This window comes from Neolewinella agarilytica (genome assembly GCF_900110645.1).
GTDB classification, from domain to species: Bacteria; Bacteroidota; Bacteroidia; order Chitinophagales; family Saprospiraceae; genus Neolewinella; species Neolewinella agarilytica.
On the sequence record NZ_FOFB01000014.1, the window covers coordinates 61,252 to 84,224 of the forward strand.

General features: G+C 52.6%; 15 protein-coding genes. 7 read left to right on the forward strand and 8 right to left on the reverse strand.

Annotated features, from left to right (window positions below; translation table 11 throughout):
* Positions 1–67: 67 nt before the first annotated feature.
* From nirD to BM123_RS13385, 4 genes are read left to right on the forward strand one after another with little or no spacing between them, the layout of a single operon-like run.
* A complete protein-coding gene (nirD, locus tag BM123_RS13370; protein WP_090169320.1) occupies positions 68–445 on the forward strand; it encodes a nitrite reductase small subunit NirD in 378 nt (125 codons plus the stop codon).
* Positions 446–460: 15 nt separating this feature from the next.
* Positions 461–1,054 (forward strand): DUF4202 domain-containing protein, encoded by a 594-nt coding sequence (locus BM123_RS13375; RefSeq protein ID WP_090169322.1) that lies wholly within the window; start codon positions 461–463, stop codon positions 1,052–1,054.
* Complete coding sequence (locus tag BM123_RS13380) at positions 1,047–2,858, forward strand: sensor histidine kinase (protein ID WP_090169324.1); 1,812 nt, start codon at positions 1,047–1,049, stop codon at positions 2,856–2,858. The genes BM123_RS13375 and BM123_RS13380 overlap by 8 nt, the downstream gene beginning before the upstream one ends.
* Before the next feature lie 46 nt (positions 2,859–2,904).
* The gene (locus BM123_RS13385) at positions 2,905–3,564 is read left to right on the forward strand and encodes a response regulator transcription factor (protein ID WP_090169326.1); all 660 of its coding nucleotides are present in this window, start codon (positions 2,905–2,907) and stop codon (positions 3,562–3,564) included.
* Between the two features lie 267 nt (positions 3,565–3,831).
* On the opposite strand, the gene BM123_RS13390 is transcribed toward BM123_RS13385, so the two are convergent.
* The 8 genes from BM123_RS13390 to BM123_RS13425 form a co-directional block, all read right to left on the reverse strand.
* Entirely contained in the window at positions 3,832–4,677 is an 846-nt protein-coding gene (locus BM123_RS13390) for a DUF4249 family protein (protein WP_090169327.1), read from the reverse strand.
* 3 nt (positions 4,678–4,680) lie between these two features.
* Entirely contained in the window at positions 4,681–7,095 is a 2,415-nt protein-coding gene (locus BM123_RS13395) for a TonB-dependent receptor plug domain-containing protein (RefSeq protein ID WP_175489379.1), read from the reverse strand.
* Between the two features lie 105 nt (positions 7,096–7,200).
* On the reverse strand, positions 7,201–8,331 hold the full coding sequence (locus BM123_RS13400) for a hypothetical protein (protein WP_090169331.1): 1,131 nt from the start codon (positions 8,329–8,331) through the stop codon (positions 7,201–7,203).
* A gap of 234 nt (positions 8,332–8,565) precedes the next feature.
* Positions 8,566–9,360 (reverse strand): ABC transporter ATP-binding protein, encoded by a 795-nt coding sequence (locus BM123_RS13405; protein WP_090169333.1) that lies wholly within the window; start codon positions 9,358–9,360, stop codon positions 8,566–8,568.
* Positions 9,361–9,531: 171 nt separating this feature from the next.
* Positions 9,532–10,407, reverse strand: coding sequence for an ABC transporter ATP-binding protein (locus tag BM123_RS13410; RefSeq protein WP_090169336.1), 876 nt, complete (start codon positions 10,405–10,407; stop codon positions 9,532–9,534).
* 114 nt (positions 10,408–10,521) lie between these two features.
* Positions 10,522–11,610: an ABC transporter permease gene (locus BM123_RS13415; RefSeq protein ID WP_090169337.1), complete on the reverse strand. Its 1,089-nt coding sequence runs from the start codon at positions 11,608–11,610 to the stop codon at positions 10,522–10,524.
* A 205-nt stretch (positions 11,611–11,815) separates the two neighbouring features.
* The gene (locus tag BM123_RS13420) at positions 11,816–13,183 is read right to left on the reverse strand and encodes a CmpA/NrtA family ABC transporter substrate-binding protein (RefSeq protein ID WP_090169339.1); all 1,368 of its coding nucleotides are present in this window, start codon (positions 13,181–13,183) and stop codon (positions 11,816–11,818) included.
* Between the two features lie 105 nt (positions 13,184–13,288).
* A complete protein-coding gene (locus tag BM123_RS13425; protein WP_090169342.1) occupies positions 13,289–14,599 on the reverse strand; it encodes an alginate export family protein in 1,311 nt (436 codons plus the stop codon).
* A gap of 295 nt (positions 14,600–14,894) precedes the next feature.
* On the opposite strand from BM123_RS13425, the gene BM123_RS13430 reads away from it, so the two are divergent.
* The 3 genes from BM123_RS13430 to BM123_RS13440 all read left to right on the forward strand — a co-directional run bounded on the left by BM123_RS13430 (position 14,895) and on the right by BM123_RS13440 (position 22,815).
* Positions 14,895–18,419: a nitrate reductase gene (locus BM123_RS13430; protein ID WP_090169344.1), complete on the forward strand. Its 3,525-nt coding sequence runs from the start codon at positions 14,895–14,897 to the stop codon at positions 18,417–18,419.
* Between the two features lie 49 nt (positions 18,420–18,468).
* Entirely contained in the window at positions 18,469–19,905 is a 1,437-nt protein-coding gene (locus BM123_RS24805; RefSeq protein ID WP_090169346.1) for a rubredoxin, read from the forward strand.
* Between the two features lie 402 nt (positions 19,906–20,307).
* Entirely contained in the window at positions 20,308–22,815 is a 2,508-nt protein-coding gene (locus BM123_RS13440) for a PIG-L family deacetylase (RefSeq protein ID WP_090169348.1), read from the forward strand.
* Positions 22,816–22,973: the final 158 nt, after the last annotated feature.

The window sequence follows — 22,973 nt, forward strand, 5'->3', positions numbered from 1 at the left end:
AGTTCATCGGATGCGTCGGCCGGAACCCCTCAGTTTTAGTAAGCCGTAATTGCCAAATTCTTACAACATGACCCAATCTACCCCTCAATACCAAACCGTCTCTCCCGAACAGGTGACCACCTGGTTCAAAGCTGGCCGCACGAATCAATTTCCCATTGGCGCCGGCGCCACCATCAAATACGGGGATAAGCAAATTGCAGTCTTTTACTTCAGCCGGCAAGATCGGTGGTATGCCTGCCAGAACCTCTGTCCGCATAAGCTGGAAAACGTGCTGGGGCGGGGCCTGATCGGGGAGCAGGATGGTATTCCGAAGGTGGCCTGTCCGCTACATAAAAAGACCTTTAGCCTGACGACGGGCGAAAACCTGAACGGTGAATGCCCGCCGGTAGCGGTATACCCGGTGAAAGTGGAGGACGACTACGTATACGTAGGTTTTGCCGATTAGCACTACCTTGTGCTTATGGTGGACGTAAGTAAAATAGAACAAGCTTATGCCGTGATTGATGCCGCTAATGCGGCTGATTCCCGGCGCATTGAGGTCGATGGGCAGTTATTGCCCTACGAAATGGTGTACGGGCAACGGATGACGGCAGCCCTGACCCACTTTGCACCTGCGGCCGCGCCCCCGCTTCAACTGGCCGCCCGCGCCCAACATCTGGAGCGCTGGGTCATTCCCCGTTCGGATTATCCGATGAACAGAGTTGGATATCATAACTGGCGCAACGCCCAGAAAAAACGGCACGCAAAGCGAGCCGAAGAATTACTGCTTCCTCTGGGTTTTTCTTCCGAAACGCTGGAACGAACGAAGTTTTTACTGGAGAAGAAAAACCTGAAGAAAGACCCCGATACACAGACGCTGGAAGACGTGATCTGCCTGGTTTTTCTGGAGCATTACGCGGCGGACTTTGCCGCTGACCATCCCGAGGAAAAGGTGATCGACATTTTACAGAAAACCTGGCGGAAAATGTCAGCTGACGGGCAGTCTGCGGCGCTCAAACTGGCGCTTCCGGCAGCCGTAGGCGAGTTGGTGAATAAGGCGCTGGGAAATGAATAAAACGGATCAGGAATCGGTAGACAGTAAGCTTTTTAACCGCCTCAGGAGTTCTTACCTGCTGGCGCTCAGCCTGATTGCACTGGCCTTGCTGGGGGAGCATTTGCTGGTAGAAAGCTTTCTGACCGAACAGGCAAAAGACGCTAATATCATCAACGTTGCCGGTCGGCAGCGGATGCTGAGTCAGCGGATCGCCAAGCTCAGTTTTCTGGAGAATGACCCGGCCAACCGTTCCCTGATGTCCGCTGAGCTTGCGGAGTGGACCAGCCGCCACGAGTGGCTTAAAGATCAATTAGCCACGGATCGGGTGCTGCCGCAGCTCGTTGCGCTGGACACCCTGATGGCGCAGATGAGCGAGCAGGTGCAGTCGGCCGGGCCAGGTATGCAAGACAAGGGCGTGGGACCGCAGGATGCGATGGAAGTTGTGAAGCAGGGGCTGGCCGCCAGCGGGCTCAACGCCCGCTCGGAAACCTACCTGTCAAGAATGGACATGATCGTCGGGGAAATCTCCGAAGCGGCCACTAACCGGGTGAATCGGCTACGAAATACCAAGAAGTGGATTACCCTGGCCGTAGGCATTGTCTTATTGCTGGAGCTACTGTTCATCTTTCAGCCCATCAGCCGCTTTGTCCGCCGTCAGTTTCTGGTGCTGGAGCAAGAGAAAGTGGCCCAGGCCGAGGCCCGGCAGTTAGCGGAAATAGCGGTTCGGGAAAAGGCGGCCAGTCTGGGGAAGCTCTCCGCCTTAAACCAGGCCATTGACCGGGCAGCCCTGTTTGCCACCCTCCGGGCGGACGGCAGCATTCTCCACCTCAGCCGGAAGTTCGCCGAGTTACTGGCCCGGTCAGGCTCGGGGCCCGGGCGGGAATCCCTGAGCCATTTGCTACATCAGGAGGAAGGCCGGCAGGCCTTCTTTTCGGAGCTGATCACCGCTGCCCGTATTGGCGACTGGCAGGGAGAATGGCTAATCCGGAACCAACGGGGGGAAGAATACTGGCTCGATGTCACGCTCCTCCCGGCCCGGCAGGAAGGAGAGGCCGAAGTATTTCTGCTGGCCAGCGATATCACCGCCCGTAAGGAGGCGCAACATTCTCTGGATGTACTCAATCAGGAGAAAATGTCGGAAGAGATCGAACGGGGGAAACAACGCTCGCGCCAAATCGTGGAAACTCAGGAGAAGGAACGGCTGCGGGTAGCCCGGGACCTCCACGATGGTATTGGGCAAAAGCTGACGGCCCTGAAATTCAGCCTCGAAAGCCTGCGGCCCGATAAACCCCAACAGATCAAAGATCGGATTGAGCAACTGCGCGCGCTTAGCAAAGAGATCATCCTGGGCGTACGCCTGGCAACCTTTAACCTTACGCCACCAGAATTAATGGACTACGGCCTGGTGCCCGCCCTGGAAAAAATGGCCCGGGAGCTGAGCCGCCTTACCGGAGAGCGGATCGTTTTTCATAATGAAGATGTCGACTTTCGTCTGGAGGCTACTGCGGAAATTAATTTGTATCGTACCGTTCAGGAAGCGGTCAATAATGCCGTGAAATACGCTAAGGCCAATTACATCCTCATCAGCCTCTCCGCAGGGCCGCAACTGCTGAGTGTCACCATTGATGATGACGGAGAGGGATTTGAACGGGAAGATCTGACCGAAAAAACGGATGGTTCCGGAATGGGGCTGAGCTTTATGGAAGAACGCGTCCGGAACCTGAATGGTAGAATCTTTCTGCGCAGTAACCCCGAAGGTGGTACCCGTATCAGTATAAATGTACCCTTGCCGGAGATTCTGGCGGACAGCGGAGAAGATAATTAATCCCATTTTTTGGCTATGTTACCCCGTAAATGAAAAGTCGATAATAATGCCGATCAAGATAGTTTTAGTAGATGATCATGCCCTGGTAAGAGACGGAATAAAGTCTTTGCTCGAAGATGAAACAGACCTGTTGGTCACTGGTGAAGCCAGTGACGGCGAAGAAGCACTGGAGGTAGTTGCCCTGCTAAAGCCGGACCTGATAATTATGGACATTCGGATGCCGCGATTGGACGGTATCGCGGCCGTTCGGGCCCTCAAAAGCCGTGGGAATAACACACCCTGCCTGATGCTTTCTATGCACGACAGCGAGGAGTATGTCCTACAGTCCATCAAGGCCGGGGCTCACGGATATTTGCTGAAAGATGCCAGCCGGGATGAATTCCTCAAAGCAATACATACCATTGACGGTGGGGAACGCTATTTCAGTGGGGACCTGTCTCACATCCTCTTGCGCCAAATCATCGGCAATAAGGGGGGAGGAACTACCGAAACGACTGCCTCTCCCACTCCCCAGGTAAACGTAACCCGGCGGCAGCAGGAAATTCTAAAGCTCATTCCTGCTGGCTACACGAATCAGGAAATTGCCGATCAACTTGGCCTCAGCCGCCGGACGGTGGAAACCCATCGCTATAAAATGATGGATGCACTCGGCGTGAATAATAAAGCGGATCTGATTCGTAAGGCGAAGGGGATGGGGTTGATTTAGTGGTCGGGAACCGAGATTCGACACACCTTAAGCTTGTTATCGCGGCGCTATGCGGCACGGCCCGAACTCCACCGTAGCACGGCTATGCTGAAGTTCGTTCCGCACCACCTAGCACCACGCTAACGGCGCTTAAGCTAGGTCGAATCTCAATCCCCGACCACTAGTGGATTGGTAGGTGTGAATTTCAGGCAAAACACTCGCCCAGTGGCTTTGCTAACGAAAAAATCAAATCTACCGGTTTTAATGCGGGGTATGAGCATTACAGCACTAAAAATGTATGCGCAGCCGTACTTCCTCATAGTAAGTAATCAAGCCGTAGCCTCCCTCTATGTTTCCTGGTTGAGAAAGGTCGACTATCGGTAGCTCATTGGAACCTAATGGTAAATTATTCACCCTTCTTACGTATTCAGAATAAGCAGATCCTTGAGGGCTAATTCTGTAGGCTACACATTCTATGCCCATCAACTCGATCAAAGTCGGTTCTGATACTGTGGGAGGGGTTAGCAGGAAATCTTTATTAACCCGGAAATTACCTGAGACTTCTTCTTCTGGTAAAAAAGGTCTTCGTAAGTTGAATGTTGGGAAAAGTGTGTCTAAGGGTTCGTCTACTTCGAAAAAGCTACCGTCTGCTCTAATGCGATAGTAACCAAAGTTGAAAGACAAGCTATCGACCCATGGCTTCACTACTAATTCTATAGTTTCATCATTGGCGGAGGAGACGCAAACAAATTCGTCAGGTAAGTTTGGACGTAAAGGAGGTGTGACTTCTGCTCTAACAGCAGGATAATCAGGATGATTTATCCTGATTTCGTAAGTATTGTCAGCTCTTAAAATATGATCGCTTGTGCTTACGTACCGATTTTGATCGAAACGGAGGCTGTCCACGATTTCTCCGTTTTCAGCTAAGAGCACGGTAGCATCGGGCAATGCATCTAAAGTGCCTGCTTCATTGAATCCAATACTATTGCCGACGAATAACTCGTACGGGCGATCTAAAGACCAAAACCCATAGACGGTAATTCGTTTCTCAAAAGGAAAGTCGATATCGACCTCCTGAGGTAGTGGAACGCAACCACAGAACACAAGTGCAAGCAACATGATCGCTCTACTCATCAGTTATTGTTTACGTTTTAGTGAAAAATTCTTTTTAAAAGAAACATAAGGGAAAAATCCAAAAACGCCTTCAGAAAAAACTTGGGTATCTAATACGGGATTCGGGAACAGTCCATCTCGCGGCGGATTTCTTCTGGACCTCAAGCTGAAATTAATCGGGTTTACTTGATTATATAGGTTGTAGACACCTGCGCTGAGTGTATTTTTGTGACTGTTTTTGCCATTCCATTTATAGTCAACCCCCATATCCATACGGTGGGCGGCGGGGAAGCGTGTATTATTTACTTGGTCGTATATGGGTATTAATCCAATGCCAGTAGTCGAGGGTACTCGGGCAATTGGTACTGTGTAAGCCAGGCCTGATTGGTAAATAAATTGAGCATTAACAGTCCATCGATTATTTTTTAACGATTTGCTTAACCAAAAACTCAGAGAGTGGCGACGGTCAAATCGGGGAGAGAATGGCTGACCGGCATTAATGCGGGGGAATTCATTCACTGATCGGGCAAGAGTGTAGTTTATACCGATGATTAAGTTTGAGTTGTTGCTGTAATTGAGGGAAGTTTCTAAACCGTAATTTTTAGCTTTCCCATCGGTAGCGCAACAGCGGTCGGGCGTGAATTGGGCGCCGGTGAAAAGATCCGCTAGATTTGCTGTAGACGCACGAACTAAATTTGAGGCATAGCGGAGGTATAGCGCCTGGACTATACTTATGCGTTCACTAAGCGGATATTGCAAACTGATTTCTGCTCTGTTTGCCACGGCCGCAGGTGCCGCCTCAGAAGCCAAAAGCCATGAGTTTAATTCCCACGCTCCACCAAAGGAAGGCAGTGCATGGGCAAATTGTGCTATCCGCTCTGCTGTGAATTTTACGGAAGTGCCAGAATTTATATTCTGCTGAATACTAAAGAATCCCGTAGGTAGGTGAATATTATATCCTTCAGACCAAAAGTTGTTTAGCTTCGCGCTAAATGTTAGTTCGGTCTTGCCATTTGAATTATACAGTAAGTTGAAAAAAAGATTCGCGATGTATGCTTTTCTGGTGGAAGACAAGATGAATTCATTAAACACTTCCTCTTCAAGTACGACAGGTAAACTTTTTAGTTGTTTGAGGTTGGTGCCGAATTTAAGCTGGCCAAAACTGTAGTAGCGCTTGGTGAGCAAACGAAGCCCGAAATCCTCGACGAAGCCTTTGAGGGAAAATTGTGAAGAATCGATTGTTATCCCTGATGAATTTCTACTTTCCGAAGTTTCCGCAATTTGATAACTATACATTGCGCCATAAAGCTGAGCTGTATTTGTCCACTTTGTTCCTTTAGTGTAGTCCCACTTAATGGAATATCCTCGATTATTCCAGCGCACTGTGTTGCGTTCACGAATATCAACTATTTCTGGATTGTTAGAAAAGCTACTCTGTTGGGCAAACAGGCCCAGGTCATGAGTCCAAAAGGCACGAGCCCAAATAGTAGATCTAGGATTTATTTCATGCCTCAGTGCTAGGTTGATGTCGCCTAATTCAATTAAGGTAGCGTTGGTTAAATTCTCTTTCTTGCTAAACAAGCTTAACAGGCTCAACGGAGATCCGCGTAAGCCGATCGCGACGGCCGTCCGTTTGCTGTTCATCCACGGGCCGTTATAATAAACACTGCTATTTATGGGGCCGATACCAAAAGAAAGTTGTGGCACATTGAAATCGGGTAACTTTGTTTTTGCATCTAATAAAGCACTTATACCGCTGCCTTTCTCTGCTGGCGCAGCAATTTTATGCACCGTGAAATTTTGTAACACGTCCGTGTTGAATATAGAAAAAAGAGGACCTACGTGGGTTTCATTGTAAATAGGTACTCCGTCAAGGAGCGTCAAGTTTTCTCCCGGTAGGCCTCCTCTTACGTGTAGGCGGCTATTCAACTCCCCGCCACTTTCTACTCCCGCAATACGTAGCGCGGCTCGTAGAGGATCCGCCTCTCCAAGCAAAGCAGGAACTGATCTGATTTGCTTTTCGTTGAGCGATACTACTGATCCGTCATTAGATGGTTGAGCAGTCACGGATATAGTGCTTAAGGAATTTTCCGCAGGATGAAGTAAAATGGTTTCGTCCTGGATTAGGTTTTGTAGATAGATGGTATCCGCCAAATACGACAAATGACTCGTTATCCAATAAGCCGAGTTTTTTGTTGAGAATCGGATGATACCTTCTTCATCACTTAATCCAACCGTCAGTCTTTGGTCGTCCAGCAAATATACGTTAGTGATTGGTTCTTGAGATATTGCGTCAAGAACGGTCAAAGTAGTGCTTTTTGATAAAGACTGGCTTCCTAATACCAGAGGACATAGCAGTAAAAAAGCCACACCCAGTTTAGCAATGCTAAACTGGATGTGACTTTTACCTTGGCGAATCTTGCTTGATTTAAAAATCAAAGTTTCCTGGATTTAGTTTTAGATACACTCTTAGATATAGGGTGCTTCCTTGGATTTTTACCACAGCTCCGATTCTTACGGAATTATTGATGGAACATCCTGGTTTTAGATGTCATCGTATCCAGAATTTTCACAGGTCCATGGACAACATGAAAAAGTAAATGACCTTTCGCTATTGTCATTGTCATCGCGTACGCCACTGGTAACATATCTAAGGTCGTAGTCGTAAATAAGATTTGCATCCCCAGGACTTACAGGAGTTGTGAAAAAGTTAACGTTATAAGGGTTCCAGTTTGTAGTAATTGTTCTTACGTTCGATTGTGTCCATCCCCTTCCTGAGCCACGACTTCCGCCTGAATTAGAGGTGATTCCAACACCAAATGTGAACTTTAAAGTTGTTATTGCGCTAGTCCCTTGCCGCCAATTATTCCCCCATCGTGCTCTCGCCCAAGATTTCTGTTCGCTATAATAACGATACCAAAATTGCCATTCGACTCCTGACTGAAACCCTCCTTGGTTTCTTACAAGCTTTTTTCCTACCCTAACTCCACCAAGAGAAGTAACTTTTTTACGATCTACCTCCGGACCTTCACTGAATCGTTGGATTTGATCTGGTTGACCGCTAGGTCTAGTACAGATCATGGACTTTGGCTGAGAACCAACTTGGTTGTAAGTTGCCTTTAAGACGATTATTCCTTTCTCGGGATCGGATTCCAAAGGTAGGTTCTCAAAATCAACTTCGAAAGTAGAGGGTAGGTGTATTTCTCTGTCTTTACGATAAATGATCATGTCATTTTCAATGATAACGGCACCTTGTTTATTTAAGAGAGCTCTTTGTGTACGGTCTGCGAATACATTGAAAGGTAAGTCCTCGTGCATATACAATAAGCCCTCGTTTTCGTTCACGACTGACGAAAGTTCGTCGAACGGCATGTCTCCGTAGAGATAAGGAGCGAGCTTCGAGTTTAGGTGACGACGCATAGAGTGAAATGAAGTGTTGAACTCTATCTCGTCTAATTGTTCGTCGGAAATCTGTCTATCTTCATTAGAAGATACAGCGTCTTCTACTCTCAAGTAGGTAGATACATCAGGAAAGTGTAAAATGCCATTTTCGAGTGGTATAACTAACGCGCCGTTATCGGTAGGAAAGGAAACGTATTCCTTGTTGTCTATAGAAGGCGACAAAAGTTCTTTTTCTTGACAGCCTGTTAGTAGAGAAAAGGACGCTAATAACATATATATATATATATACGCATGTGATGGGTGTTGTGAGTTTAAGGCTTATTAATGGGTGTTATTTTGAATGAAAATTCAACTAAAAACAAACTCAAACTCAGTTTAATAGAGTTATATTTAAACAAATATATGGCGAAGAGTTCGTAAAATTAAATTTTTTCCACTATTTTGAAAAAAGTGAATAAGTTTCAATCTCTCATAAAGCAACTGTAAAGAACCTGTGAGCCCTCAGCATTAATGCTCCAAAAAGTCAATCAGGTGCTTCCGGTAAGTGTAGTAGTCCGGATGGTTGAGAATCTCCTTTCGGGCACGTGGGCGCTCAAAGCCAATGTCCAGAATATCACCGATCTGTGCCCTCGGTCCGGAGGTCATCATAATGACCCGGTCGGCCAGGAAGATCGCTTCGTCAACGTCGTGCGTAATCTGGATGGCGGTGATTTTTTCTTTGTCCCATATTTCCAGCAGGACGTCCTGGAGCTCGGCCTTCGTCAGCGAGTCGAGCATGCCGAAGGGCTCGTCCAGCAGTAGGATTTTGGGGCGCAGTGCGAATGCCCGCGCGATGCCTACCCGTTGTTGCATTCCCTGAGACAGGTCCGTTGCTCTTTTGTCCATGGCGTTGCCCAGCCCAACTTTATCGAGGTAGTAGGCGCAGATGTCTTTCAGCTCTTTTTTAGAAGCCTGGGGGAATACCTGTTTTACGCCCAGCAGCACGTTTTCCAGCGCCGTCATCCAGGGTAGCAGGCTGGGAGACTGGAAGATGACGCCCCGGTCAGGGCCGGGGCCGGAAACGGGAAATTCGTTGAGCAAAATATCTCCGCCGGAAATATCATTTAAGCCCGCAATCATCGTCAGTAAGGTCGTCTTCCCACAGCCCGAATGACCGATGATGGAGACAAACTCTTCTTTCATGATTTGTAGCTGGAGGTCTTCCAGTACGACATAGTCTCCCTTTGGGGTAGGGTAGATCTTCGTCAGGTCGCGCATGTTAAGAACTACGTCGCGAAGGGAGGAGTTGGGATTCTGGGACATGGAGGGGGGAGTTGGGGGGGGGAGGACAGGTTGCAGGTTGGGAGTTGCAGGTTGCAGGGGTCAGGTTACAGGTTGGGAGTTGCAGGTTGCAGGTTGCAAGGTTCAGGTTACAGGTTGGTTAGGTTACAACCCTGCAACTTGCAACTTGCAACCTGCAACCTGCAACCTGGTTCAAGACGCCCGCCGCAGCCAACCGAAGCTTCGTGTTCCTGGCTGGATGGGCTCCAGATCGGGCAGGGCCAGGTCCTGGTTGCGTTCGAGCTTGGCGGCTTCACCGAGCTGGACGAGGTAGTTGAGGATGCTGGTTCTTACCTTCTTGAAGTGAGGGTCGGTGTTGAGCGCCTTCTTATTGCGTGGGCGGGCCAGTTCAATCTTATACTCCGGCCCCAGGCCGGATTTTTCGCCGGGCTCAAGCGGGATGATGCGGTCGGCCATAAAGATGCCTTCGTCTACGTCGTTGGTGATCAGTACGGCGGTGCGTCGGTTCGCACTCCAGATCTTGAGAATTTCTTCCTGCAGGTTACCCCGGGTGAGTGCATCGAGGGCACCCAGTGGTTCGTCCATCAGCAGCAGGTCGGGGTCAGTGGCCAGTACGCGGGCGATGCTGGTGCGTTGCTTCATGCCGCCGGAGAGTTCCTTGGGGCGCTTCTCCGAAGCAGGGGTCAGGTTCACCATTTCGATGAACTTGCGGATGTGTTCGTCGCGCTTATCCTTCGGCCAGTCGGGGTAAATCTCATTAACCGCCAGGGCTACGTTCTGGTAGACAGTAAACCAGGGCAGGAGGCTGTAATTCTGGAAGATGATCCCGCGCTCCGGCGCGGGGCCGGTGATCGGCTCGCCGCGGTAAAGCACTTCTCCTTCAGAAGGAGAGACGAGACCCGTCATCATATTTACCAGCGTCGTCTTACCGGAGCCCGTAAAGCCAACAATTGCGAGAAACTCTCCCTCTTCAATCTTGAGGTTGATATTCGACAGTACTTCGGTCTTATTGTCACCTTCACCGTACCACTTGGATACGTTGCGGAACTCTATGATTGGAGTGGACATGGGAGGAGTATTGTAGTATTGTAGTAATGTAGTTTTGTAGTACTGTAGTAATGTAGGCGGGCAATCTCGTGCGGCAGCCGCTACACTACTACCGACTACATGACTACATTACTATTAAGCCAGTGCTTTCTCAAAGGAAACCGACTGCTGGATGTAGTACATCACCCGGTCCAGCAGGAAGCCGATAAAGCCAATGACGAACATGGCGACGATGATTTTTGCGTTGGAGTCGTTCGCTCCGTTCTGGAATTCCTCCCAGACGAAAGAGCCGAGTCCGGGGCTCTGTGCCAGCAGTTCAATGGCGATCAGTACCATCCAGGCGACGGAAACGGTAATCCGGAGGCCCGTAAAAATCAGTGGGATGGCAGAGGGAAGAATGACTTTGAAGATCTTCTTGCCAATGCCCAGTTTGAGTACTTTAGCGACGTTGAGGTAGTCCTGGTTGACGGAGGAAACCCCTACGCTGGTGTTGACGAGCGTTGCCCACATGGAGCATAGGCCAACACTAACTGCGGAGATCAGGAAAGAAGTGTCCGAGTCAGAACCGAGCGTAAGCGTCTTCACAATCATGAAAACAAGCAGCAGCCAAACAACGGGAGACACCGGCTTAAACACCTGAATGAACCAGTTAAAGGCCGTGCGCAGATTTTCATTGAGCCCGATAATGATGCCGATGGGGACGGCAATGAAGAGTGCAATCAAAAAGCCTACGGCGACCGTCTTCAGGCTGGTGAAAATCTGGTCGACGAAACTCGGCCGGCCGGTGTAAGTGATCAGGTCAAGACCCTGCGCTTTGCGCTGGGCGTTAACGGCAGCTGTTTTAGCCTTAAAGGCGGCTTTGTCAGCACTAATGACCCGGTGATCAGCCAACAACAGGCTGGAGGCTTTCACCACTTCCGAAGGGGAGGGGAGGGTGTTGGGCTTACAACTAATGTCTCCGGAGGCAATACAAGCCTTCATTTTTTCAGCCTCTGCGGCTCCTTGTTCGGTCATCACCCGGTCAATCCGACTTTTTGCCTCTACGTTATAGAGATAGGTGGCGGAGAGCTGCCAGACCAACAGGAAAAGCAGCATGGAAGCCAGGGTAATGCCAGCAGACTTCGCCATGCCGGGAAGCTTAGCCCCCATACCTGACAGGGAAGGGAGAAAGCGGGTAAGACTGGCCGATTTTGCCGGAGTGGGGGCGGTAGTGGTCTGTGACATTATTGTTTGTTTGAGGGTATTTTGAAATTATGGGGTGGGTAGGGATGCCTGCTTTTTTTAAAGACATCTCTTTGCACCTGCGTCAGCGCCTTATTAGTCAAGTAGTCAGAGAGTCAACTAGTCAAGCAGTCAGGGAGTCAAGCAGTCAAATAGTCATGTTCGGTAGCGGCTATTGGACTACTTGACTCCCCAGCTATTTGACTACTTACTTCGCATCTTTATTACCGATGCTAAAGCTGTTGATGTAACCGATCGGATCTTTGCCGTCATAAGTAACACCATCGATGAAGTCGGCCGTGGCTGGCTTGTAGCCGTCGGTGTCCGGAATGTCCGAGGCGGGAATTTTACCTTCTGCAACCAGCGCTTCAGCGGCGCCTCTCCAGAGGTCGGGGCGGTAGACTTCGCGGATTTTCTCATCGTACCATTCACCAACTTTTGGCTCAGAAATCTGGCCCCAACGACGCATCTGGGTCAGGAACCATACACCGTCAGAGTAGAAGGGGTAAGTAGCGTTGTAGCGGTAGAATACATTGAAGTCAGGCATCTCGCGCTTGTCTCCTTTTTCGAATTCGAAGGTGCCGGTCATGGAGTTCGCCAGCACGATGGAGTCCGCACCTACGTACTCAGACTTTGCCAGGATACCAACGGCAGCGGGGCGGTTGCCGGGCTCGTCCAGCCACTTTCCTGCGCGGATGAGGGCCTTGGTGATGGCTTTGGTCGTGTTGGGGTACTTCTCGGCAAAGTCTTTGCGCATGGCAAATACTTTTTCCGGGTTATTCTTCCATACGTCAGAGTTGGTCGTAACCGGAACGCCGATGCCTTTAAAGACGGCCTGCTGATTCCAGGGCTCTCCCACACAGTAACCATAAATGGTGCCGGCTTCCAGGGTCGCGGGCATTTGAGGTGGCGGGGTAACGGAGAGTAAAACTTCGGCGTCTACCTGACCCTGAATGTTGTCAGCGGTATACATGCCCGGGTTTACTCCTGCAGCAGCCAGCCAGTAACGAATCTCGTAGTTGTGAGTAGAAACCGGAAATACCATGCCCATCTTGAAGGGCTTGCCCTCTGCGGCATAAGATTCAATAACGGGTTTGAGCGCTTCGGCGCTGATGGGGTGAGCGGGCTTACCGTCCGGGCCTTTAGGCACGTTGGGCTTCATTTTGTCCCACACATCGTTGGAGACCGTGATGCCGTTGCCATTGAGGTCCATGCTGAATGGGGTGATCAGTTCTGCCTGACGACCGAAACCGGCACTGGCGGCGATGGGCTGTCCGGCGAGCATGTGCGCACCGTCAAGCTGTCCGTCGATAACACGATCAAGAATGTTTTTCCAGTTCGATTGCGCTTCGACGCTTACGTAGAGGCCTTCGTCTTCGAAGTAACCGAGTTCTTTGGCGATGGCCAGCGGGGCCATGTCCGTCAGTTTGATGAAGCCGAAGGTTAATTGTGGCTTCTCAATCAATGCGGCGCCAGACGCAGGTGCCGTGGCCGTTGAAGAAGCAGTGGAGGCCGAATCACCGCCACAGGCAGTGAAGAGCAGGGCCAGGAAAAGTAGTGGGAGTAAATTTTTCATTTTGGTTGGTTTTCCCCGGATTATGCCAGCGGCTTCATCCGGGTTTAAAACGCCAAGCGTTTTATTAAGCCCCTCTCCTCCGGAGAGGAGTTGGGGAGAGGTTTCTTATTTCTTTTTCTTCTTCTTTTTCTCTTCTTCGGAGTCAAAGAGTGTCGGCTTAAAGGTGATCATCGTCCAGGCCCACTGGTTGAATTTTTCGTTGCCGGCGCGCAGCGTGGTTAGCGTTTCCGTACCGAGAAGTGCGGAAGCACCTACGTGAAGCGTTACCGCCGGAGCCAGCTTTTTGACGAAGACAGCATCCAGCTCAAAGCCCATGCTGCTGCCCAGTTCCTGCCCTTCGCCGTCAAGCTGACGGGAGCCGGTCATAAACTGGTGGCCGTGTAAGAGAAGCGCTCCTTTACCTACCTTGAACTTCGTCTTCAGGTAGAGGTCAATTACGCCGACATTACCGTTGGCCGGCCCAACGAAGAAGTAATCCATCAAGCCGTTAAAAGCATGGTTGGTACCGTAATCCGGGCTGAAGTTGGTGATGTCGCTACTGTCGTCGTCATCGTCCTTACCGGAGATGTACTCAAAACCCAGGGTGATCGGAGTGGCTTTGGTCGGCAGGGTGGCACTGGCTCCCGCCAGGAAGGCATTGACCTTATTGTCACCAATTTTTCCTGACTGGTAGTACAGGTCAGCGGCCAGCATGACCTTGCCCGCTTTGATCCGGGGAATAATGCCAAAGGTCTGTTTGTTGGATACCGTACTGTCGGGGTTCTGAAGGGTAGCATTCAGAGCCAGCAGGGAGAGGCTCCCCTTTTTGTCGTCAAAGGTCTTGTTGTACCAGGCATACTGTAATGATTTGTAGTTGCCGGCAACGGAATAGAAGCTCGCGCCCGGTGCCTGAAGATAGGCGGGTTCCAGCCTGTCTTTGTCTGCGTTGAAGGCAAGCCCAACGTGTAGCTTCATCTTCTTTTCAGGGTCTTCCTTGATAAAGAGTAAAGCATCATGGCGCCGGCCCTGTTGGGCCCATTCCAAGCCGCCGAGGAAGCGCTGGTTGTCATAAGAGATGATCTGACGACCGGCTTTCACCGAAAAGGTTTCGTTGACGAAGTATTGCCCCCAGGCTTCGCTGAGGAAGCTGGTGCCCGCGTCTTCCTTGAAAATTTGAGGAACTTCTCCCCAGATTCTTACGTCCTGAAGGGAAAAACGCATCGCATACTTTTCGTCTTTGAAGTCTACGTTAAGCCGACTACGCTGTTCGGTGAAAAAAGCAGGGTCGAAGCCGGAAGAGGTCGGTGTCTTGAAACCGTTCCTGAATTCCGTGCGGGGGCGGACCTCTGCGCTCAGCTTAAATTGAGCACTTACTGCCAATGGGCAGACAAGTACCAGGGCCAGTAATAATAATGTAGTGAGTGAAGTTCCTTTCATAAAGCAGGACATTAAGAGGAGGGTGAGCGGATAAGGATTAAATAGTGGTTAAATCGCGCTCCATCGCTTGTATGAATTCCGATGATAAATCAAAAGTAAGTATTTCATTTGTAAACTACGTATTTTTGAGATAAAAATTAAGTATTTTATTTCAATTTGCTGCTTATGTACTTATTGTCTACCTTTGTTATGGGCAATAAATACGTAATTGGCGTAGCGAAACATTATCCGTCCCCTTACTCCTTACTCCTTACTCCTTACTCCTTACCCCCTTACCTCTTACTCCTTACTCCCCATGCGCACCACTCAAGTCAAGACTACCTGTTCCTATTGTGGCGTCGGCTGCGGCATCATTGCCGGAAAAGACGAACGGGGAGGCCTGACGGTGACCGGAGACCCGGATCACCCCGTTAATCAGGGAAAGCTCTGCTCCAAGGGCCGAAACCTTAATTACGTAGTGCAGGACCACGCCGACCGCCTCCTCTATCCCGAAATGCGGTTGCACCGCAGCCACCCGCGTAGTCGCGTAACCTGGGAAAAGGCTATGCTTCGGGCAGCGGCTGTTTTCAAGTCCATTATTGCTAAGCACGGGCCGGACAGCGTTGGCTTCTACGTCTCCGGCCAATGCCTGACCGAAGAATACTATCTGGTCAATAAGCTCGTCAAGGGCTTCATCGGCACCAACAACATCGATACGAACTCCCGCCTGTGTATGTCATCGGCGGTAGTGGCTTATGCCAAAATGCTGGGCGAAGACCTGGTTCCCGTCGCTTACGAAGACCTGGAGGAATCCGACTGCCTTTTCGTTGCCGGAGCCAACCCCTCCTGGTGCCACCCCATTCTCTGGCGGCGGGTGGAAGCACATAAGGCAGCGAACCCGGAGGTGAAAATCATTGTCGTCGACCCCAGAAAAACAGACTCCTGTGCTATTGCTGACCTTCACCTGCAGCTCATTCCCGGCACCGATGTACTACTTTACCACGCCATTGCCCGGCAGTTATGGAATGATGGCCGGGTAGACCATGACTTCGTTCGTGATCATACGGAAGCCGGAGAGAACTACGTTCGGATACTGAAGTCCATCAACCTCCGCAAGGCCGCCAAAGCCTGCGGTGTGCCCCTGGAGCAAATTCGCCTGGCGGCTAAATACATCGGTAATGCCAAGGGCTTTATGACCATGTGGGCCATGGGCCTCAATCAGAGCAAGGTTGGCGTCGAAAAGAACGGCGCGCTTATCAATCTTCACCTGCTAACCGGACAGATCGGCAAACCCGGTGCCGGCCCCTTCAGCCTCACCGGGCAGCCCAATGCTATGGGCGGACGGGAAGTAGGCGGTATGGCCAGCCTGCTGGCCGCTCATCGGGTGCTGGCGGACCCGGCCGATCGGGCCGAAATTGCCAGCTATTGGGGGGTAGAGGAACTCCCCGCTCAGGCCGGACTATCGGCCACCCAAATGTTTGAAGCGCTGGAATCAGGAAAGCTGAAGGCCGTATGGGTCATCTGTACTAACCCCGTAGTGAGTATGCCCAATGCCAACCAGGTGGAGCGGGCGCTGAAGAAGGCAAAATTTGTTGTCGTACAAGACATCAGTAACCGCAGCGAGACGGCGGAGTACGCCGACCTCCTGCTCCCCGCCGCCGGCTGGCTCGAAAAGCCGGGGACCATGACGAACGCCGAGCGCCGGGTCTCCTACCTGGAGCCACTCGCCAAGCCGCCGGGCGAAGCCCGGCCGGACGCCGACATCCTCTGCGACTTCGCCCGCCACATGAACTACCCGGGCTTTAACTTCCAGAACGTAAGTGAAATCTATGACGAATACGCCCGTATGACTGCTGGCACCAACATCGACGTTAGCGGCCTGAGTCACCAGCGTCTTCGTGAGGAAGGAAGCTTTCAGTGGCCGGTACCCAGTGCCGATCACCCGGGGACGCCCCGATTGTTTACGGACCATAAGTTCGCCACCCAGAGTGGTCGCGCGCGCTTTATGTCCACCATCAGCCACCTCAAACCTACTCCGGAGCCACCTTCGGACCGGCCCTTCATTCTTACCACTGGCCGGCTTCGCGACCAGTGGCACACCATGACGCGAACGGGAAAGGTGGCCCGACTGCGCCGGCATCAGGATCAGCCCCTGTTGGAAATCCACCCGCTCGATGCTTTTGATCTTCGCTTGCAAGACGATCAGCTGGCTGTCGTTACCTCTTCCTTCGGAGAGGTAAGGGTTAAGGTGAAGCACAGCCGCGCGATCCGTCAAGGCGTTGTTTTCCTACCCATGCACTGGGGGAAAATTCTCAATGCTAACCGCAGCCGGACGAATAACCTGACCGACGATCAGATCGACCCGCACAGTAAACAGCCGAATTTCAAGTTTACCTACGTCAATGTTCAGGCTTACCAGAAGCCGGCCGAGCACGTCGTAGTGGTGGGGGCCGGAGCGGCGGCCTTCCGCTTCGTGTCCAGCTACCGGCAGCGCAATAAAACCGACCGAATTACGGTCATCAGCCGGGAACCCAATGCCTTCTACAACCGGGTGTTGCTACCGGAATACATCAGCGACCACCTGCCCTGGGGGAAGCTGGAGAAGATGAACGCCAATCAGGAACGCGATCTCAATTTCGCGCTGCTGACGGAGACGAGTGTCGACCGCATTGACCGTGATCGCAGAGTAGTCATTACGGATGCGGGAAGAGAGGTAGCCTACGACCGCCTGATCATCGCTACCGGTAGCCGACCCTTCGTCCCTCGTGAGGTCCCCGTCAAGCTTCCCGGCGTATTCACGATGCGCCGGCGGGAGGATGCGGACAGATTAAAGAATTACCTGAGAGAAACGCAGGATGTTCTTGTCGGGACCAACCACGTCCTGATTGTTGGTGGCGGCTTGCTGGGGCTTGAGATGGCTGCCGCCCTGCGCGAAATGGACGTCCATATTACCATTCTGCAGCGTTCCAACCGCTTAATGGAAAGACAGCTGGACGCTACTGCCTCCCGACTGCTGGCCGGTGAAGTGGAAGCGCGGGGTATTCAGACTTACTTCCGCAACGAAGTAGACACCGTCTTCAGTAAAGAGGGCTCCCGTCAGATGCGGGTAACCCTCAAAAGTGGTAAAGTACTTGATTGTTCCGCCATCGTTTTCGCCATCGGTACGCGGCCGAACCTGGAGATCGGCCAGGAGGCCGGGCTGGATTGTGGCCGGGGCATCATCGTTGATGATCGCCTGCGGAGCAACGACCCCGCCATCCATGCCATTGGCGAAGTGGCCGAGTGGGGCGGGCGGCGCTTTGGCATCACCGCCGCCGCTGAGCAACAAGCCGACGTGCTGGCCAACTACCTGGCCGGAGATCTCAGCGCCATTTATTCCGGCTCCGTGCTGATGAATATCCTTAAATTCGAAGCCTTCGACCTGTGTAGCATTGGAGAGGTAAACCCCTCGGCCGATGACAACTCCTACGAAGAGATCGTCTTTCGCGATACCAGCCAGGGCTACTATAAAAAGTGCATCGTCCGAAATGACCGCCTTGTAGGGGCTATCCTGTTGGGCGACAAAAACGAATTCGCCGAGTTCAGAGCCCTGATCGAAGATGGCATCGAGTTATCCGAAAAGCGGCAGGAACTGCTGCGGTCAGGGGAGGCGCGTGAACCATTAGTAGGCCGGGTAGTCTGCAGCTGCAACAATATAGGAAAGGGTAACCTGACCAAAGCCATTATGGAGGGGAATGATGACTTCAAAGCACTCTGTACGGCCACCGGAGCGGGGCTTGGCTGCGGCAGCTGTAAGGCGGAGGTTCAGGCTGTCTTAGAAGAAACACTGGTGGCTAAATAGGAGGAAAATCCCGTTCGTAGTCTATTTTTAATTATCGAAGTTCCAGAAAATGTCCAACCCCAAACTGTACCGGATGCCCGTGAAGGGAGGCGTGCTCACGCCCGCCGAGATGCTACGCGTGATTAGCCTGGCCCGCGAGCTGGGGCTGGATGGCCTTCACTTTGGTTCCCGGCAGGATATCGTCCTGCCCATCTCTCCCGAACGCTTTGCTGCTGATGACCGATATGCGAACATCGGCCTTGATCCCATTGCGGAGGGCAAGTCGGCCAACATCATCAGCTCCTACGTGACGGCAGACATCTTCACGAAAACGCCCTGGCTCACCAGTGCGACCTACCTCTACATCCTGGAGCAATTCCAGTTTTCGCCCCGTCTGGAGGTCAATATCACCGATCCGAAGCAGCGGATGGTACCGCTGTTTACCGGCCACCTCAACTTCATCGCCTCGCCGGAAGAAGACTTCTGGTACCTCTACATTCAGCTTCCGGCCTGGGAGAACATGGAAACCTTCCCGGCGCTCATTCATAGTTGGGACATTGCCCGGGTCGTAATGGCGCTGGATCCGCACGGAGACACTTTGACGGATCTGGCGGCCTGTGTCGTCCGGGTTAACGATAAGCAGGAGCTAAAGACGAAGAATATTCAGAAAGATCTCACCGTACCTTTTTATCCCTTTCCCTACTACGAAGGGATGAACCGGCTGGACGATAAGCAATACTGGCTCGGTCTCTACTGGCGCAATAACTGGTACGACCTTGATTTTCTCGTCGCCACCTGCGAACTCTGTATGGAGCACCGGATCGGCAAGATTTGTATCACTCCCTGGAAATCGTTTATCATCACGGGTATTCCCGAAGAGAAGCGGATCGAGTGGGAAAAATTACTGGGCCGGTTTGGTATCAACGCCCGGCACAGCAGCCTGGAGCTTAACTGGCACCTGCCGGTCGGGAATCAGGAGGCGCTGCAACTGAAGCAGTATCTCGTGCGCGAATTTGACCGGCGGGACATCAGTACTTATGGTCTCACCTTCGGGGTGGCTTCGCCCTACGCCCGGCCCTTCACCAGCATCGTGGTGGAGCGGGAGAGTGGTCCGGATTTTATCGATGGTTTCGCCGTCCTTCCCGCCTACAACCTGAAGTATGCCCGCAATTTCGACCCTAATTCCCAGGAGTATGTAGAGTACGCCCGAAGGGTAGACCGTACGGCGCTTGCTGAGTTAATGGTGGAGCTGAGTAAGCTTTATTTCGAGCAACTCAACGAAGACCGGGGCGAGGTCATCGGCGCCAAACGGCCCGTTGAAAAGGCCGTAAAGGAGCGGCCCTTTTACCAGTGTTCCAGCTGCCAGAGCCTCTACGATCCCGCTTTGGGAGACCCGGATCAGGGGATCCGGATCGGTACGGAGTTTGCCGATCTGCCCGATGATTACAGTTGCTGGACCTGCTCAGCGGGGAAGTCGGCTTTTCGGGGGCTGGTGATGGAGGTGTAGAGGGCGCAGCCGCAGGTGCAGGGGAGGGTAAATAAGCAATGGCCCTCTGACGATCCGGTAGGACCGCGTAGCAGCCCCGCAGGGAATCAAACCCCCTTAGCCCCGGACAAAGCGCGAGCCATCCATGTCGTCCCGACTGCGAAGCACGAGCCCCCATAGAACAAATACCCCCGAAAAACGTCTCCATACTTTAGCCAGGGCAGTCGCAAGCTCAAAGCCGAACGCTCAAAGGAACGTTTTATCCTACGCTGCGCTCCGGAAAACGTACGCTTCGAGGTTCTAATCTACCGTTTTAGGACCTCGAAGCGTGCTCAGCCATGGAGCCAGAGGCGGAATCGCTGAGTTCCTTTGAGCGTCCCGCGGGTGCGATTACCCCATACTTTAGCCAATCAAATCGCCAACGTGAGGAACTTCGCACTACTTTGCCTTCTAACTTTCCTTTGCACCAGCGTCCGCGCCCAAATCCCCGCCCGACCTACTTCGGGAGAGCTGCACGCAGAAATTCAAAAACTACAGGTACTCGGTTCAGCGCTGTACATGGCCGCTCACCCCGATGATGAGAACACGCGATTGATCGCCTACCTCGCCAACGTAGAAAAAGTGGAAACGGCTTACCTGAGCCTGACCCGTGGTGATGGCGGACAAAACCTCATCGCACCCGACATCCGCGAGCTGCTGGGGCTGACCCGCACGCAGGAATTGCTGGCCGCCCGCCGCACGGACGGCGGCACCCAGTTCTTCAGCCGGGCCAACGACTTCGGCTACTCGAAGCACCCCGACGAAACCTTCAATATCTGGGACAAGCAGGACGTACTTGCTGACGCCGTCTGGGTGATCCGTAAGTGGCGCCCCGATGTAATTGTGCTCCGCTTCGACCCCCGCGCGCCCGGTACCACCCACGGTCATCACACTGCCAGTGCCATTATTGGTCAGGAGGCCTTTGACCTGGCCGGAGACCCGACGGCCTTCCCCGAGCAACTGAAATATGTGAAGCCCTGGCAACCCCGTCGCATTTACTGGAACGCCTACACCTGGCGTGGCGTACCGGAGCATATGCGGCAAGACAAAATCATCAAAGTAGACGTTGGCACCTATCTACCCAAACTGGGCGAAGGCGTGGCTGAAATCGCGGCCCGCAGCCGCAGTCAGCACCGTAGCCAGGGCTTCGGCAGCGCCGGCAGCCGGGGCGAACAGATCGAGCAACTCGAGCTGCTCAAAGGAGACGACAAGGACGCCGAAGGCGAAGTGTTTGCTAACATCGACGTGAGCTGGAATCGCATCGGCGCCGGTCGGATCGGTCAGGCACTGCAGGCCATTGAACAGAACTTCAACTTCGATGACCCTTCGGCATCCGTACCAGCATTGCTGCGGGTGCGCGGTATGATTCGCGCGCTGCCCGACGGTTTCTGGAAAACTAAAAAGCTGGGAGAGCTGGATGAACTGATTGCAAATGCCCTCGGCCTTTACCTTTTCGCTAAAACGGATGATCCCATCGCCACGGCCGGACAGGAGCTGGAGATAGACATCGAAGCCACCAACCGAAGCCAGCAGCCGGTGAAACTGATCGATTACTTCATCGATGGTACTCACATGACCCGGGCTGCCGTAGATCAGGAGCTGGCGGCTAACCGCCCCTTCCGGCAAACGGACACGATTCAGGTGTTGACCGGGAAGGCCTCTTCTGGCCCCTACTGGCTGAAGGACTCCTGGAAACTTGGGATGTACACCGTGAAGGATCAGGCCCAGCGCGGTAAAGGGGAAAGTGATGATCCTCTGAATGCCGTCTTTACCCTGGACATTGCCGGAGAACAATTTGAATTCGTTCGGCCGGTCCGGCATGCCTTCACTGACCGGGTAATGGGCGAACAGGTGCAGCCGCTGGAAATCATGCCGCCAGTCTTCGGCGAGCTGGACAAAAGCAGCTACCTGTTCACGACCTCCGAGCCGACCACCATCCGCATCAAAGTAACCTCCGCCCGGGCTAACATCAGTGGTACGGTGGAGTTGTGTACACCGGAGAACTGGAGCGTTACCCCGAAAAACAAAACCTTCACCCTGACGCGGAAAGGGGAGGAGCAGTACTTTGAGTTTATGCTCACCCCGCCCGCCGATCAGGAGGAGGGGATGATCGTTCCGCTGATCAAACTGGACGGCGAAGAAGACAGCGGCTACACCCGTAAGCTCATCAAGATCGAACATGACCATATTCCTACTCAGTTTGCTGATCTGGACGCCAGCGCGCCGGTTGCTAAGCTTGACCTGAAAGTTGCCGGCCGCAACATCGGTTACCTGCCCGGTGCCGGAGATGCCATCCCCGAGGCGCTGACCAACATCGGCCTCAACGTAACTACCCTGAACAAAGGAACCATCGCAACGGGAGACCTGAGCCGCTATGACGCTATCGTCGTCGGCATCCGCGCTTACAACACCGAGGCGGATATGCCGAATATGCAACCGCGCCTGCTGAAGTACGTGGAGAATGGAGGTACGCTGGTTGTTCAATACAACACCAGTCGCGGGCTCAAGCTGCCCATGACGGAAATCGGCCCTTATCCGCTGCAGCTCAGCCGTGACCGGACGACGGTGGAGGAAGCGCCCGTGCGCATTCTCGCCCCGGATCACCCCGTGCTGAACTACCCGAATAAAATTACCAGCAAAGACTTCGACGGCTGGGTACAGGAGCGCGGCCTCTACTTCCCCAATAACTGGGACGAACGCTACACCCCCATCATCAGCTCCAATGACCCCGGCGAAGATCCCCACGATGGTGGCCTGCTGGTGGCGGAATATGGCAAAGGTCATTACGTCTACACGGGCTACAGCTTCTTCCGGGAACTGCCGGCGGGTGTGCCGGGTGCCTACCGCCTGTTTGCTAATTTGGTGGGGCTGGGGAATGAGGTGCGGCCGTAGGGGGTAATCCGGGCGCACACGCAGGTGCAAGGAAAGGCTGGGAGAGCAAGGTTTTGCTCTGCATATCTCCCCGCTTTTAGCCGCTGCGTCCTTCTGCTGCTTCTGTCCTCTTCTGCGTGAAAAATGTCTGTCGCGAAGCGACCCGGGAAACCATATTT